The 14575-nt window shown below is 74.1% G+C and carries 14 protein-coding genes; 7 read left to right on the top strand and 7 right to left on the bottom strand.

Translation table 11 applies throughout. From position 1 onward, the window contains the following. Positions 1–59: 59 nt before the first annotated feature. The 4 genes from dnaG to CG740_RS29655 all read right to left on the bottom strand — a co-directional run bounded on the left by dnaG (position 60) and on the right by CG740_RS29655 (position 5697). Complete coding sequence (gene dnaG, locus CG740_RS29670; protein WP_100578351.1) at positions 60–1955, bottom strand: DNA primase; 1896 nt, start codon at positions 1953–1955, stop codon at positions 60–62. Between the two features lie 29 nt (positions 1956–1984). Further along, the gene (locus tag CG740_RS29665; RefSeq protein ID WP_100578350.1) at positions 1985–3247 is read right to left on the bottom strand and encodes an NAD(P)/FAD-dependent oxidoreductase; all 1263 of its coding nucleotides are present in this window, start codon (positions 3245–3247) and stop codon (positions 1985–1987) included. Between the two features lie 109 nt (positions 3248–3356). Beyond that, positions 3357–4637 carry a deoxyguanosinetriphosphate triphosphohydrolase gene (locus CG740_RS29660; RefSeq protein WP_100578349.1) on the bottom strand — a complete coding sequence of 427 codons (1281 nt, stop codon included), beginning with the start codon at positions 4635–4637 and terminating at the stop codon, positions 3357–3359. A 58-nt stretch (positions 4638–4695) separates the two neighbouring features. After that, positions 4696–5697 carry a sirohydrochlorin chelatase gene (locus CG740_RS29655; RefSeq protein ID WP_100578348.1) on the bottom strand — a complete coding sequence of 334 codons (1002 nt, stop codon included), beginning with the start codon at positions 5695–5697 and terminating at the stop codon, positions 4696–4698. A 662-nt stretch (positions 5698–6359) separates the two neighbouring features. Here CG740_RS29655 and CG740_RS29650 point away from each other — a divergent pair. After that, complete coding sequence (locus tag CG740_RS29650; protein ID WP_100578347.1) at positions 6360–7028, top strand: hypothetical protein; 669 nt, start codon at positions 6360–6362, stop codon at positions 7026–7028. Positions 7029–7148: 120 nt separating this feature from the next. Further along, the gene (locus tag CG740_RS29645; RefSeq protein ID WP_100578346.1) at positions 7149–7832 is read left to right on the top strand and encodes a SanA/YdcF family protein; all 684 of its coding nucleotides are present in this window, start codon (positions 7149–7151) and stop codon (positions 7830–7832) included. 16 nt (positions 7833–7848) lie between these two features. Here the strand turns inward: CG740_RS29645 and CG740_RS29640 are convergent, their stop codons facing one another. Together CG740_RS29640 and cutA are read right to left on the bottom strand one after the other, a co-directional pair. Beyond that, entirely contained in the window at positions 7849–8307 is a 459-nt protein-coding gene (locus tag CG740_RS29640; RefSeq protein ID WP_100578345.1) for a gamma-glutamylcyclotransferase family protein, read from the bottom strand. After that, positions 8304–8633 carry a divalent-cation tolerance protein CutA gene (cutA, locus tag CG740_RS29635; RefSeq protein ID WP_100578344.1) on the bottom strand — a complete coding sequence of 110 codons (330 nt, stop codon included), beginning with the start codon at positions 8631–8633 and terminating at the stop codon, positions 8304–8306. Before cutA ends, CG740_RS29640 begins: the two co-directional genes overlap by 4 nt. Before the next feature lie 202 nt (positions 8634–8835). Between cutA and CG740_RS29630 the strand changes: the two genes are divergently transcribed. Both CG740_RS29630 and CG740_RS29625 read left to right on the top strand, forming a co-directional pair. After that, positions 8836–9624, top strand: coding sequence for a hypothetical protein (locus tag CG740_RS29630; protein ID WP_100578343.1), 789 nt, complete (start codon positions 8836–8838; stop codon positions 9622–9624). Continuing rightward, positions 9621–10994, top strand: a complete 1374-nt coding sequence (locus CG740_RS29625) for a sensor histidine kinase (RefSeq protein WP_234376543.1) — start codon at positions 9621–9623, stop codon at positions 10992–10994. Before CG740_RS29630 ends, CG740_RS29625 begins: the two co-directional genes overlap by 4 nt. 116 nt (positions 10995–11110) lie before the next feature. On the opposite strand, the gene CG740_RS29620 is transcribed toward CG740_RS29625, so the two are convergent. Beyond that, entirely contained in the window at positions 11111–11710 is a 600-nt protein-coding gene (locus CG740_RS29620; protein ID WP_100578342.1) for an NADPH-dependent FMN reductase, read from the bottom strand. 70 nt (positions 11711–11780) lie between these two features. On the opposite strand from CG740_RS29620, the gene CG740_RS29615 reads away from it, so the two are divergent. The 3 genes from CG740_RS29615 (at position 11781) to CG740_RS29605 (ending at position 14089) form a co-directional block, all read left to right on the top strand. Further along, entirely contained in the window at positions 11781–12569 is a 789-nt protein-coding gene (locus tag CG740_RS29615; protein WP_100578341.1) for an aminotransferase class IV, read from the top strand. A 120-nt stretch (positions 12570–12689) separates the two neighbouring features. After that, the gene (locus CG740_RS29610) at positions 12690–13379 is read left to right on the top strand and encodes a hypothetical protein (RefSeq protein WP_100578340.1); all 690 of its coding nucleotides are present in this window, start codon (positions 12690–12692) and stop codon (positions 13377–13379) included. 44 nt (positions 13380–13423) lie between these two features. Continuing rightward, entirely contained in the window at positions 13424–14089 is a 666-nt protein-coding gene (locus tag CG740_RS29605; protein ID WP_100578381.1) for a class F sortase, read from the top strand. Positions 14090–14575 lie beyond the last annotated feature (486 nt).

Below are 14575 nucleotides of genomic sequence, written 5' to 3'. Positions count from 1 at the left end.
GACCGGGTGGTTACCCGGACGGATATGCCGTCACGGGCGGCGGATCTCCCGCAGGGCCCCTAGAGGGCGGCCGCGCCCTTGTTGCGCAGGGCCTGGCCGTACTGCTGGAGGACCCACAACTCGTTCTGGACGGCGGCCAGTTGGGCCGGGTCACCGTGCTGGCCCAGGCGGGCCAGGGTGCCCTGGATGTCGAGGAGGCGCCGGTCGACGGCCCGGCGGCGCACGGCCACCAACTGCTCGCCCGCGTAGGCCTCGTCGACCGTGCGGGCGTGGACGGCCTCCACGGCGAGCTCGGTGACCAGGGCGCGGACCACGTCGTTGGGCGCCGAGTCCATGACGGCCGGCAGATAGTCGGACGGGGCGTCGGTGGCGCCGCCCGCGTCCTGGATGCACTGGCGGACCGCCGCGTAGGGCGGGGCGGTGAACTCGTCGATGCCGTAGGCGTCGAACGCCGGGGAGACCAGGTGCGGGTGCTGCAACGCCAGCTTGAGCAGCTCGCGTTCGGTGCGGTGGGCGGGACTGCGCAGGTTCAGGGCGGGGCCCGGGGCGCCGGCGGGGCGCGGCGCCGCGTCCTCGTACTGCGGACGGCGGCCCGGGGCGGGGGCGGGGCCCTTGCCGCCGCGGTCGCGGGCCCAGCGGGCGAGCTGGGCGACGCGCTTCACCACGAACTGGGTGTCCAGGATGCCGAGGATTCCCGCGAGTTGGACGGCGACCTCGTGCTGGGACGCCACGTTCTTGATCCTGGCGACGATGGGCGCGGCCTCGTCCAGGGCCGCGGCCCGGCCCGCCGGGGTCTCCAGGTCGTAGCGGCCGACGATCTGGCGGATCGCGAACTCGAAGAGCGGGGTGCGGGGTTGGACCAGGTCCGCGACCGCCTCGTCGCCCTTGGCCAGGCGCAGATCGCACGGGTCCATGTTGTCGGGCGCGATCGCGATGTAGGTCTCGGCGGCGAACTTCTGGTCGTCCTCGAAGGCGCGCAGGGCCGCCTTCTGGCCGGCCGCGTCGCCGTCGAAGGTGAAGATCACGCGGGCCGAGCCGTTGTCCATCAGGAGGCGGCGCAGGATCTTGATGTGGTCGCCGCCGAAGGCCGTGCCACACGTCGCGATCGCGGTGGTGACTCCGGCCAGATGACAGGCCATGACGTCGGTGTAGCCCTCGACGACCACCGCCCGGCTGGACTTGGCGATGTCCTTCTTCGCCAGATCGATTCCGTACAGGACCTGCGACTTCTTGTAGATCGGGGTCTCGGGCGTGTTCAGGTACTTGGGGCCGTTGTCGTCGTCGCGCAGCTTGCGCGCGCCGAAGCCGACGACCTCTCCCGACACGTCGCGGATCGGCCACATCAGCCGGCCGCGGAAGCGGTCGATGGGGTTGCGGCGGCTCTCCTGGGCCAGGCCCGAGGTCAGCAGCTCCTTGTCGGAGAAGCCCTTGCCGCGCAGGAAACGCGTCAGATGGTCCCAGCCGGCCGGGCTGTAGCCCACCCCGAAGTGGGCGGCCGCCGCCTGGTCGAAGCCGCGCTCGGCGAGGAACTTGCGGCCGATCTCCGCCTCGGGGCTGCCCAGCTGCTCGATGTAGAACTGGGCCGCCGCCTTGTGCGCCTCGACGAGCCGGATGCGCTCGCCGCGCTGGTTCGACGGGTTGTAGCCGCCCTCTTCGTAGCGCAGCGTGATGCCCGCGGTGGCCGCGAGCCGCTCTACCGCCTCGGAGAACGACAGGTGGTCGATCTTCCGGACGAAGGCGATCGTGTCGCCGCCCTCCTGGCAGCCGAAGCAGTGGAAGAGACCCTTGCTCGGGCTGACCTGGAAGGACGGGGACTTCTCGTCGTGGAAGGGGCACAGGCCCTTGAGGTTGCCGCCCCCCGCATTGCGCAGCTGGAGGTACTCGGACACGACGGCGTCGATCGGGACCGCGTCCCGTACCGCCTTCACGTCGTCATCGTTGATCCTGCCTGCCACGCATGAAGTCTACGGGGACGCCACGACAGTCAGGGTGCCAGGGAGTCGAGGGCGACGGAGGGATCGGCGAGCGCCTCGGTGTCCACCTGGGCGCCGCCCCGGATCAGCGCCTGGATCGGCTCTGTGACATCCCACACGTTCACGTTCATCCCCGCCAGGACCCGGCGGTCCTTCAGCCAGAACGCGATGAACTCGCGCTTGCCCGCATCGCCCCGGATGACCACCTGGTCGTAGGAGCCGGGCGGCGCCCACCCCGAGTATTCGAGCCCGAGGTCGTACTGGTCGGAGAAGAAGTACGGCACCCGGTCGTACGTCACGTGCTGGTCCAGCATCGCGCGGGCGGCGGCCGGTCCGCCGTTGAGCGCGTTGGCCCAGTGCTCGACGCGGAGGCGGGTGTCGAGCAGCGGGTGGTGGACGGCGGCCACGTCACCGGCCGCGAAGATGTCGGGGTCCGAGGTGCGCAGCGAGGCGTCCACGGCGATGCCCCCGCCGTGCGCCCGGTCGGCCAGGGCGAGGCCCGCGTTCTCGGCGAGCGAGGTGCGCGGGGCGGCGCCGATCGCGGCGAGCACGTCGTGCGCCAGGTGCTCCTCGCCGTCGTCGGTGCGGGCCGCCAGGACCAGACCGTCCTGGCCGACGATCTCGGTGAGGCGGGCGCCGAAGTGGAAGCGGACGCCGTGCTCGGCGTGCAGGTCGGCGAAGAGCTGGCCTAGCTCGGGGCCCAGCACGTTGTGCAGCGGGGTGGCCTCCGGCTCGACGACGGTGACCTCCGCGCCGTAGCCCCGGGCCGCGGCCGCGACCTCCAGGCCGATCCAGCCGGCACCCGAGATGACGAGGTGCCCGTTGTCCCGGCCGAGCGCTTTGAGGACGTGCCGCAGCCGCTCGGAGTGCGCCAGGCGCCGCAGGTGGTGGACGCCCGCCAGGTCGGTGCCCGGAACGTCCAGGCGGCGCGGCTCGGCGCCGGTGGCGAGCAGCAGCCGGTCGTACTGGATCAGGGTGCCGTCACCGAGGCGGACCGTCTTGGCCGCGCGGTCGATCGTGGTGACGGTCTGGCCCAGGTGCAGCTCGATGTCGTGCTGCGCGTACCAGGCGACCTCGTGCACGAACACGCTGTCGCGCTCGTCCTTGCCGGACAGGAACCCCTTGGACAGCGGCGGGCGTTCGTAGGGGTGCTCGCGCTCGTCGCCGATGAGGATCACCCGCCCGTTGAAACCCTCGGACCGGAGGGTCTCGGCGGCTTTCGCCCCCGCGAGTCCGCCTCCGACAATGACGAATGTCCGATCTGCGTCGACCACTTGATGCCTCCTCGGTGCTTGCTGCGCGGCGCCGCCGACTGCGAGCGTCCCGCACGGAGCGTGATGGGGGAAGAGGGCTCGCTCCGCCGGGACGCGCGGGCGGCCGGGATTACCGGTGGTGCACGACGAGTCTGGAGTGCAGCGAGCGGGCCGCCGCGTCGGTGAGCGACGCGATCTGATCGACGATCACCCGCTTCCTCGTACGGTCGTCGTCCGCCTCGTCGTACAGCGCCCGGAACTGCGGGTCGAGCCCCTCTTCGGGGGCCCGGGCGGTGAGCGCGTCGGCGAGCTCGGCCAGCACCACGCGCTGGTCGGCGCGGAGCCTCTCCTGCTCGTCGCGCTGCATCACATAGCGGTCGGCCACCGCCTTCAGCACGGCGCATTCGTTGCGGGCCGCACGCGGCACCACCAGCTCCGCGCCGTAGCGGGTCAGATGCCCGGTGCCGAACGCCGCGCGCGTGGCGCTCTCCGCGGCCAGGCAGAAGCGGCCGATGAGCTGGCTGGTGGCGTCCTTGAGGCCGGCCTGCGAAACGGCCGAACCGTCGTAGCCGTGCGGCCACCAGTCCTGCGCGATGAGCCGCTCCAGGGCCTCGGTCAGCTCCTGCGGATCGGTGTCCTCGGGCACGTACCGGCCGATGGCGACGCGCCAGATGTCGGCCCGCTCGGCGGCACAGACCAGGGCGCCCGGGTCGATGTGACCGGCGTGCAGGCCGTCCTCGAAGTCGTGGACCGAGTACGCCACGTCGTCCGACCAGTCCATGACCTGCGCCTCGAAGCACTTGGCGTAGGGCGTGGCACCCTCCCTGACCCAGTCGAAGACCGGCAGGTCGTCCTCGTACACACCGAACTTCACCGATGCCGGATCGGTGGGGTGGCCGCCGCGCGCCCACGGGTACTTGGTGGCGGCGTCGAGGGCGGCCCGGGTCAGGTTGAGGCCCACGCTGACGGGCTCGCCGGTCTGAGACGACCGTACGAACCGCTTCGGTTCGAGCCGGGTCAGCAGCCGCAGCGACTGGGCGTTGCCCTCGAAGCCGCCGATGTCCTTCGCGAAGTCGTTGAGCGCCAGCTCGCCGTTGTGGCCGAACGGCGGGTGTCCCATGTCGTGCGCGAGGCAGGCCGCTTCGACGAGATCGGGGTCGCAGCCGAGGGCCGCGCCCAACTCGCGGCCGACCTGCGCGCATTCGAGGGAGTGCGTCAACCGCGTTCGGGGGCTGGCGTCCCAGGCCTGACTCCGCGAGCCCGGCGTGACGACCTGGGTCTTGCCGGACAGGCGGCGCAGCGCCCCCGAGTGCAGCACGCGCGCCCGGTCGCGCTGGAAGGCGGTGCGGCCAGGCCGCTTGTCGGGCTCGGCGGCCCAGCGTTCTGTGTCGGCCTCGGCGTAGAACTCCATGCACCGACAGTAAACGGAGTCACCGGCAAGTGGGCTCAGGGGCCGGTCGGGGATCGGCTCAGGCCGAGACGAGTGCGGAGGTCGCGGCGGGGTCGTCGGCCGGATTCCGCCGGTCCGGCGCCGCATCGGGCCACGGCCCGTCCGCGGGGGCCGGCGCATGGGTCAACGCCTCCTCGTAACGGTGCAGTACGAGTCGCGCGATGGCCGGATGTGCCCCCAGGGGCGCGGCCGCGATCCACGGCCCCTTTGCCGCGCTCTGGGCGGCGAAACGTCCCGGGGCGGTGAAGTACGAGGCGATCGCGATCCGGTGCCGGCCGCGTGCGGCGAGCGCGCGCAGCGCCTCGGGCACGGTGGGCGAGGCCGCACTCGCGTAGGCCGGGAGCACCGGGACCCCGCCGAGCCGCTCGCTGAGCAGCCGCGCGGTGCGGCGGGTGTCGGCGGCCGAGTCCGGATCGCGCGATCCGGCCGCGGCGAGCACGACGCCGGTCCCGCGCACACTGCGGGCGTCGAGCTGCCAGCCCGCTTCGACGAGCCGTCCGTACAGCGCCTCGACGAGCAGCGGGTGCGGGCCGAGCGGCGCCGCGACGCGGGCCCGCAGATGCCGGCCCGCGGCGGCGAGAGTGCGGGGGATGTCGTGCTTGACGTGATGGCCCCGGCCCAGGAGCAGCGGCACGAGGACGGCTTCCCCGCACAGTCCCGCCAGGGTGTCGGTCAGGGCCGGCCGGTCGATCTCGATGTGCCCGAGCCGCACGTCGAGCCCCGGCCGCAGCTCGCGCACCCGCTCCAGGAGCGCGGTGACGGCCCGCAGCGCGCCGGGATCGCGACTGCCGTGCGCGACGGCGACGAGGGCGGGGCGGGCGGTGGGCGTCATGGGGGTGCGGGTTCCGTCCAGTCGTACGCGGCTGAGCTGACTGCTCAGTTGGACCGTGATGCGGGTGACGAGCTGCGCGGCGCTGTCGAACTGCGCGGCACTGTCGAGCGGAAGGGTTTGCTCCGGCGAGGGCGGCCGCGCCGCCCCCCGGCCTCGCGGTGAGGGCTGCCTCAACTCCGGCTCCGTCATGAACCGATCCTGCCCGGCGCACGTTGCCGGGCCGTTGCGCGGGGGTTGCGGATGTTTTCCGGGGGCTCACGGGAGGGGCCGCCATGGGGCGCGGGGGCGGCGCGGGGGCTCCCGGGGTGCGGGCGGGACGCCTGCGGGGGGGCGGGGCACGGATCGCCTGCGGCGGGGCGGGCGTGTGGGCCGGGCAGCTGCGGCTGGGCGTGTGGGCCGGGCGGCTGCGGCTGGGCGTGTGGGCCGGGCGCGTGGGCCGGGCGTGTGGGCCGGGCGTGTGGGCCGGGCGCCCGCGGCAGGCGGGTTGCTTTCGGCGCCGCCGAGGGGTGGACGCTTCGACCGCCCACCCCGCGCGGCTCATCGCCCAGCTCCCCGCGCCCCCGACAGGGTCGTGCCCCCGCAAGCCCGACCTGCTGCTCCGCCCCGCCCAGGGCGCACGCACCTCGACCGCCCACCCCGCGCGGCTCATCGCCCAGCTCCCCGCGCCCCCGGCAGGGTCGTGCCCGGCCGGACCGAAATGCCCTGCCCGGGCACGCACGTCGACCGCCCACCCCGCGTCCCCCGTTACGCGAATGCCGCGCCCCGGCGGGCGGGCGGCTTGGGGTGTGGTCGGCCGTGCGGGAGACTCTTCGGGGCGACTCGACGCTCCCCACTCCCGGCGGAGGCAGCGCATGGATTCCCTGGACCCCGATGTCCGCGGCGCGTTCGCGGCCGCACTGCTCGGCTGCCTGCGCGGCGGCTGCCCCGGCTCGGAGGCCGGCCTGCGGGGCTCGCTGGCACGGGGCACCGCGGACGCGTACAGCGACATCGACGTGGCCTGGACCGTGCCGGGCGCGGAGTTCGGCGCGGCCCTGGGGCGGGTCCCGGTGATTCTGGGCGGGGTCCGGCCGCTCGCCTCGTTGCGGGTCGATCCCGAGCTCCGCCACTCGCCGGACCGGCGTCTGTTCTTCGCCTCCTTCACCGGGTTGCCCCTCTTCTGGCGGCTCGACCTGGAGGTGCGGGCAGCGTCCGTGACGGGCCTCGACGAAGCGGGCCGGCCCCGCGCCGCGGCCCCCGACCCCGGCCCCGACCCCGACCCCGGCTGGTCGCTCGCCGCGAGCGCCCTCGCCAACGGCGTGGCCGCGGTCAAGGCCGTACTGCGGGACCGCCCCGACACCGCCCGCGGCCTCCTCGAACGGGGCTCCGCCCGCATCGGCGCGCCCGCGGTCCTCACCGGCCGCTGGCCCGAGGACATCGCCCGGCTCGCGGACGCGGCGGCCCGCGCGGAGCCCGCCCAGCGCGCCCTGGCCGAGCAGGTGCGGGCCCTGGCCTACGAGCACCTCGCGGAGGGCACCGGCTGAGTCAGGACCGGGCGGGCCGCGCCGTGTCCCAGCGCGGTACGCGGGCGCCCTGCGGCGAACCGGCGCGCACGCCCCCGCGTCCCTCTCCTCGTACACCGACGGAGATCACCGGGGGGCCACGTGCCACGCATCCGAGGGAAGCGACCGCGTCTGCCGCGCACCCGTGCGGGCCGGCGGCGTCTGGTGCGGGGCCTCGTCGCCGCGTGTGTGCTCGCGCTCGCCCCCACCACCTGGCTGTACACGAGCACCGGCGACCGTATCGGCACGGTGGCCGACGCCCCCGCCGCCGGGGTCGCCGTGGTGTTCGGGGCCGGGCTGTGGGACGGGCAGCCCTCCCCCTACCTCGCCGACCGCCTGGACGCGGCCGTGCGGCTGTACCGGGCGAGCAAGGTCAGGGCGGTCCTGGTCACCGGCGACAACAGCCGTGCCACCTACGACGAGCCCGACGCGATGCGCGGCTACCTCGTCCGGCACGGCGTCCCGGACCGGCGTGTGGTCAGCGACTTCGCGGGGTTCGACACCTGGGACTCCTGCGTCCGGGCCAAGAAGGTCTTCGGCGTCGACCGGGCCGTCCTGGTCAGCCAGGGCTTCCACATCCGGCGCGCGGTGGCCCTGTGCGAGGCCGCGGGCGTGCGCTCCTTCGGCGTCGGCGTCGACGCCCGGCACGACGCGACCTGGTACTACGGCGGCACCCGTGAGCTCTTCGCCGCGGGCAAGGCCCTGCTCGACGCCGTGTTCCGGCCGGCCCCCACCTTCCTCGGCCCGAAGGAGCCCGGAGTGGCCCGGGCCCTCGAAGGCTCCTGAGTCACGCCGGGCGCGTTCAGGGCGTGGGCGGCAGCGGTGGAGCGGGCCGGGCCTGCCGGGTAAGCCAGTCGCCGCCGGGGATCGGGGTGCCGCCCGCGAGCAGTTCGCGGGCCAGGCGGGGTGCGGCGAGGTAGACCCAGGACCGTACGGGCCGCCCGTCGACGAGCGCCTCGCGCACCAGCCGGTCGTAGAGGTTGCGCGGATGCCCGGGACCGACGTACTCCTCCAACTCGTCCAGCGCGGAGAGGAGTTCGGGGTGGACGGCGGGATCGAGCCCGATGAGGGTGCCGGTGATCGTGCCGTCGCCGGGTATCGCGTACGGGTAGCCGGGCCCGTCGTACAGCAGCGCGCCGGTGAGCAGCGCGGGCCGCTCGGAGCGCGTCCGGCCGGCCAGGAAGCGCCGGTGGTAGCGCTCGCCGGGGCGGAGCGTCCCGTAGACGAAGAGGGGCAGCGGGGGCTCGGCGGCGCCGGTCATCGGGCGACCGTCTCGGCGGTGATCCAGGACAGGTAGGCGGGGCTTCCGGCCACCACCGGGGTCGCGATGATCTCGGGGGTCTCGTAGTCGTGCGCGGCCAGGAGGTGGCGTTCGAGCGCCTGGTAGCGGGCGGCGGCGGTCTTGAAGACGACCTGCCACTCCTGGGTCGTCTCGATCCCGCCCGCCCAGTGGTAGACGGACGTGACCGGCCCCACGATCTGCGCGCACGCGGCCAGGCGCGCCTCCACCGCGCCGCGGGCCAGTGCCGTCGCCTTGTCGGCGCTGTCGGTCGTGGTCCGCACGGTCAGCGTTTCGGCCGATGCCACGGCGTCCTCCCTCGGTGGTCCGGCCGGGTGCGGCCGGGATTTTCGGTGCCGTCCGGCAGGGTCCTACGTCCCGAACCCGCCGGCCGGTGGGGAGCGTACGCACGGCTGTTACCTGTTGTCCCGGATTCCGTGATGGTCCGCTCCTAGTGTCGACGGTCGCGGCCGGGGTCCCGGCCGCCTTCCCCGACCCCGGCACCCCACCATGATCCAGACCTTCCGGATGGTCCGCGCCGCAGCCATCGCGGGCATCGCCGCCTTCGGCATCGCCGCGGTGGTGTTCGCCCTGTCCGGGGGCGGTGAGCGCTCGGGCCTGGTGGAGGGCGGCCGGGCCTCGCCGGTCGCGCTCCAGCCCGGGCCCCAGAAGCTGTGGCCCGCCTGGTACGAGAGCCAGTCGCGGCGCGAGGGCGTGCGGGTGTCCGGTGGCGGGGAGCCGCCGGCTCCGCTCGCCGATGCGCCGGCGGTTCCGGCGGACGGGCTGCGCGGCCTGGATCCGATGGCGGTCCTGAAGGCCGATCCGCGCGGCAGGCCGCTCACCCGGTTCCCCCTGATCCACAGCCCCGGGCGGCCCGGGATCCGGCCGCCGGTCTTCCACGACCTGACCGGTGACGGCGGGCCGCCCGAGATGATCGTCGCGGCGGATCTGGAGAGCCGGCGCACGGTGGTCATCGTCTACTCGGTCCGCGACGGCCGGATCGTGCCGATCCTCTACACGGTGGGCAGCCGGCTCGCGGTGGAGGCCGTCGGCACCGACCTCGTGACGCGCGGCGCCGCGGACGACGGCGCCGAACAGGTCGTCCGCTACCGCTGGGACGGGGTCCGGCTCACCCCGGTACGGGACGAGAAGACGTACAAGAACGCCTCCCCCGGGACTTCGGGAGCGGCGGGCGCCCCGGATTCCCGGTGCAAGCCCGACTCGGACTCCCCCTCCAAGCCCGACCCGGACTCCTCCTCCGGGCCCGGCCCCGCGAAGACCACCGGGTGCGCCCCGTGACCGCCGCCCCCCGCGGACGGGCCGGCGCCCTGCGGGATCGAGCCCGCGTCCTGCGGGAACGGGCCGGCCGGCTGAGCGGACGGGCCCGCCTCCTGCGCGGACGGGCCGGCCGGCTGAGCCGGGGCCTGAGCCTGCGGGTCAAGATCGCCGTCCTGCTCGCCGCGGGCTGCGCCCTGGTGGCCGTCACCATCGGACTGCTCATCCACCAGTCCCGGGCCGCCCAGATCGCCACCAGCGCCCGGGAGTCCGCGACCTGGCAGCTCATCCGCGTACGGCAGCTGTACGAGCTGACCGGACAGGTGGACCACAACGACACGGAGGCCGCGCTCGACCATCCCGCGCTCCCCGAGCCGCTGCGCAAGTCCGCCCGGGACGGCAAACGCAGCACCTATCTGGACCTGGACGGCCCGCACCCGGCGGTGTGGGCCGCGCGGCCCGTCGGCAACCGGGTGCTCTCGGTACGCCGCCCCCTCGACACCGCGGTGGATCAACTCCAGGAACTGGACAGCCAGTTGGTGGCCTGGGGCGCGGTCGTGGTGGGGCTCGCGGCGCTCGGCGGCGCCGGACTCGCCAGCAGGCTGAGCCGCCAGCTGCGGACCGCAGCGGCCACCGCGCGCCGGATCAGCCTGGGCGACCTCGACGCCAGGATCGGCGGAAGCCCGGCCGGGCGCCAGGACGAGGTGGCCGAACTGGCCTGTGCCGTCGACACGATGGCGGCCTCGTTGCAGAGCCGCCTGGAGGCCGAGCAGCGCTTCACCGCGGACGTGGCGCACGAGCTGCGCACCCCGCTGACCGGTCTGCACACGGCCGCCGAACTCCTCCCGCCGAGCCGTCCGACCGAACTCGTGCAGGACCGGGTCGCCGCCCTGCGCACCCTGACCGAGGACCTCCTCGAAGTCGCCCGGCTCGACGCGAACGCCGAGGAACCCCATCTGGAGGAGCTGCCGCTGGACCGCACCGTGCAGCAGATCCTCCAACGCTGCGGCCTGGCGGTCGAGTTGGAGCGGGGCGAGGCGTCCCACGGACCGGAGCCCGACGGGACCGACACCCTGGTACGCACCGACGCCCGCCGCCTGGAGCGGATCGTCGCCAACCTCATCGCCAACGCGCGGCGGCACGGCGCCGAACCCGTCGAGGTGACGGTGGACGGCACCTCGGTCGCCGTCCGCGACCACGGGCCCGGCTTCCCCGGGCACCTCCTGAAGGACGGCCCCCAACGCTTCGTGACCGGCGCGAAGGAACGCGGCCAGGGCACGGGCCTGGGCCTGACCATCGCACTGGGCCAGGCCCAGGTCATCGGCGCACGGGTGACGCTGAGCAACGCGGAGGACGGCGGAGCGCTCGCGGTGGTGAGCCTGCCCGGCGCGTGAAGCCCCGCCCGTCCGGCGCCCGGCGCGGCGGCGGACCGGGCACCCCACCGCCGGCGGCTTCGGCTCAACCCCCGCACGTGCGGGCCCGGTTGAACCCCCATATGTGCGGGCCCGGCTCAACCCGCGTACGGGCGGGCCTTCTTGGCGTCGCGTAGGGCCCACGCCCACCACGCCACCTGGTCGAGCATCTTCTTCACGGCCGCGTCCGCCTGCGAGGGCTCGCGGTGCTCGCCGTCCTCGTCGAAGAGGCCGTGCACGTGCGGGAAGCTGACGGTGTCCCGCACGGTGACGGCGTGCAGCTCGGCGAAGACCTGCCGCAACTGTTCGACGGCCCGCAGCCCCCCGGAGATCCCGCCGTACGAGACGAACCCCACGGGCTTGGCCTGCCACTGCGCGAAGTGCCAGTCGATCAGGTTCTTCAGGGGCGCGGGGAAGGAGTGGTTGTACTCGGGCGTGATCACGACGAAGGCGTCGGCGTCGGCCAACTTGGGCGTGATGAAGGAGAGTTGGGCCGCCACCGCGGGCGAGGGGTCGCGCGAGAGGGCGGTCGGCAGTTCGGTGTCTGCGAGGTCGAGCACCTCGATGTCGAGGCCGTGGTGTTCACGGGCCCGGGCGAGGAACCAGTCGGCGACGACCGGAGCGAACCGGCCCTCGCGGTTGGAGCCGATGACGACGGTGAGCTTCAGAGCGGCCTGCTCGGCCGTGGCGATGTCCATGCCGAGAAGGATTCAACCTCAAGCAAGCTTGAGGTCAAGCCCGGCGGGGCCCCGAACTATCTTGAGATCCATGACACTTCCGTACGTCGAGGTCGACGGCCGCCCCGCCGATGCCGAAAACCTGCTCATCCCCGCTCTGACCGGAGGCTACGGCCACTTCACCGCCATGCAGGTGCGCGACGGACGGGTCCGCGGTCTCGCCCATCACCTGGCCCGCCTCGACCGCTCCACCCGCGAGCTGTTCGGGCCCGGACTGGACGGCGAACGGGTCCGCTCGCTGATGACGAGCGCCCTCGGCGCCTGCGGCGCGTCCGACGCGGCGGTGCGGGTCTATGTGTACGGTCCGGCCGACGCACCCACCCCGATGGTCGTCGTACGCGACCCCGTCGACATGCCGTCCACCGCGCAGTCGCTGCTCTCCGTGCCCTACGAGCGCCCGGTCGCCCACATCAAGCACCTCGGCGGCTTCGCGCAGGCCCACTACGGACGGCTCGCCGAGCGCCAGGGCTTCACCGAGGCCCTGCTGACCGGCCCCGGCGGCGTCGTCGCGGAGGGCGCGATCACCAACATCGCCTTCTGGGACGGCAGTTCGGTGGTGTGGCCGGACCGTCCCGCGCTGCCCGGCGTCACCAAGGCCATCCTGGAGGAGCGGCTCGCGGGGTACGGCCTGGAGTCGGTGCACCGCGAGGTGACCCTGGCAGGCCTCGACGCCTACAGCGCGGCCTTCGTGACGAACTCGCGCGGGATCGCCCCGGTCGGCCGGATCGACGAGCGGGAGTTCGCGGTCGACGCGGAACTCATGAAAAGGGTGTGGCGGGCGTTCGAGGAGACCCCCTGGGACGTGGTCGACCCGGGGTGACGGCTCACCCGTACGGCCCGCCCGCCGTCACTCGTTCGCCCCCCGCCGAGGGGCGCGACGGCCACCGGCCCTCTTAGGTCGAAGGCAGAAGCTCAGCTCTGCCGCGTCCCCGGAGGATCCATGCGTACAGCCCGACTCCTGACCAGTGCCCTGCTGGCGGCCGCCGCCACGCTGGGCCCGGCGGCGTCGCTCGCGTACGCCAACGGCGATCCGGCCGCACCCGGGTCCCTGGAACTGTGGCCGGCCGGCGCGTCGCCGGGCGCCACCGTGACCGCGAACACCACGGCCTGCGGGGCGGCGGGGCGCGCCACGGGCGACGCGAACGCAGTCGGAGCGGGCGACTTCCAGCTAACCGCGTCCACCCACAAGGAAGTGCTCGCCGGCCAGTTCCAGGTCGCCTCGCACACCAAGCCGGGCAGCTTCCGCATCAAGGTGAGCTGCGAGAACGGCAAGACCGTCGAGGCACAGCTCACGGTCGCGGCGGGCGGCGACCGCGACCGCGAGCGGTGGGGCAAGGACGGCCAGTGGAACAAGGACCGGGACCAGTGGTCCAAGGACAAGCCGTGGGACGGCGGCGGCCAGTGGACGAAGGACAAGCCCTGGGACACGAGCGACCGGGGCGATCAGTGGGGCCGTGACAAGTCGTGGGACGGCCACGACCCGCACGGCCATGTGAAGACCGGAGTCGGCGGCAGCATCCGCCCCGACACCACCTTGATCGCGGCGGGCGCGGCGGTACTGACCGCGGCCGCCGTGGGCGGCACCTGGCTGCTGCGTCGCCGGGCGAGCGGCGCGCAGGGCCGGGGCTGACCCCCTTGTCGGCTCCAGCGGCGCGGCGCAACGCGGCCTGGCTGATGGTGGTCGCCGCGTTCGCCGGCCTGTGGCTCGTGGAGCGGGGCTTCGACTCCGTGGAGCCGCCGCGGCCGTCGTCGGCCGAGGCGTTCACGGCGGGCCCGGCCGCCTCCCACCGCGGCGGCGGCCCGGCCGCACGCGGACCGGCCGTCCGGGGCCAAGCCGAACTCCCGCCTCCCGCAGGCCTGTTGGCCTCCGACCCCGTCCGGATCCGGATCCCTTCGATCCGGGTGGACGCGCCCGTCATGCGGCTGGGGCTCGGCCCCGACCACAGCCTGGAGGCACCGCCGCCGGGCAACACGAACATGGCCGGCTGGTACGGGGACGGCACTCCCCCCGGCGTCCGCGGCACCGCCGTCATGGCGGGCCACGTCGACGACGCCCGCGGCCCCGCCGTCTTCTACGCACTGGGCGCCCTCAAGAAGGGCAGCCGGGTCGAGGTGACCCGCAAGGACGGCGTGACCGCGATCTTCGACGTCGACGCGGTCGAGGTGTACGACAACGACGCGTTCCCCGACGCCAAGGTGTACGGCTCCGCGCCCCGCCCCGAACTACGCCTGATCACCTGCGGCGGCCCCTTCACCAAGGGCTCCGGCTACCAGGCCAACGTGGTCGCCTTCGCCCACCTGACCGGAACGCTCCCCCCCACCCCACCCCGCCCCCTCTGACCCCCCACCCCAAAGCCACAAGCCCCCCGCCGAGGGCCACGAGAACCTGCGCAACCAGCCCCCCACGGGCCCGCACCCAACAGCGGACCTTCAGGGACGCGAGGAACTGCGCGACCGGCCCGCCACGGCCCGCACCCGACACCGGGGTTGAAGGGGCGCGAGGAACTGCGCGCCCAGCCCACCACAACCCGCACCCAACAACCGACCCATAGGGGCGCGGGGAACGGCGCGACCAGCCCACCAGGGCCCGCACCCAACAGCAGACCTTCAGGGGCGCGGGGAACTGCGCAACCAGCCCACCACAACCCGCAGCCGACAACCGACAACCGACCCATAGGGGCGCGGGGAACGGCGCGACCAGCCCCCACGGCCCGCAGCCGACAACCGACCCATAGGGGCGCGAGGAACTGCGCTAATCCCCACGCGGCCGCGACCAACCCGGGCCCGAAGGGGCGCGGGGAACGGCGCAAAACCATCGCCCCAGCC

This window comes from Streptomyces sp. CB01201 (assembly GCF_002803085.1).
GTDB classification, from domain to species: Bacteria; Actinomycetota; Actinomycetes; order Streptomycetales; family Streptomycetaceae; genus Streptomyces; species Streptomyces hundungensis.
Note: the sequence above shows the minus strand (reverse complement) of the source record. Positions and strands in the feature narration are given on the sequence as shown.

Bases quoted from the DNA above. Each gene is read 5' to 3' on its own strand.
- CG740_RS29660 (WP_100578349.1), bottom strand. From the start codon at position 4,637: ATGGAGTTCTACGCCGAGGCCGACACAGAACGCTGGGCCGCCGAGCCC.
- CG740_RS29655 (WP_100578348.1), bottom strand. From the start codon at position 5,697: ATGACGGAGCCGGAGTTGAGGCAGCCCTCACCGCGAGGCCGGGGGGCG.
- CG740_RS29650 (WP_100578347.1), top strand. From the start codon at position 6,360: ATGGATTCCCTGGACCCCGATGTCCGCGGCGCGTTCGCGGCCGCACTG.
- CG740_RS29640 (WP_100578345.1), bottom strand. From the start codon at position 8,307: ATGACCGGCGCCGCCGAGCCCCCGCTGCCCCTCTTCGTCTACGGGACG.
- CG740_RS29630 (WP_100578343.1), top strand. From the start codon at position 8,836: ATGATCCAGACCTTCCGGATGGTCCGCGCCGCAGCCATCGCGGGCATC.
- CG740_RS29620 (WP_100578342.1), bottom strand. From the start codon at position 11,710: ATGGACATCGCCACGGCCGAGCAGGCCGCTCTGAAGCTCACCGTCGTC.
- CG740_RS29615 (WP_100578341.1), top strand. From the start codon at position 11,781: ATGACACTTCCGTACGTCGAGGTCGACGGCCGCCCCGCCGATGCCGAA.
- CG740_RS29610 (WP_100578340.1), top strand. From the start codon at position 12,690: ATGCGTACAGCCCGACTCCTGACCAGTGCCCTGCTGGCGGCCGCCGCC.
- CG740_RS29605 (WP_100578381.1), top strand. From the start codon at position 13,424: ATGGTGGTCGCCGCGTTCGCCGGCCTGTGGCTCGTGGAGCGGGGCTTC.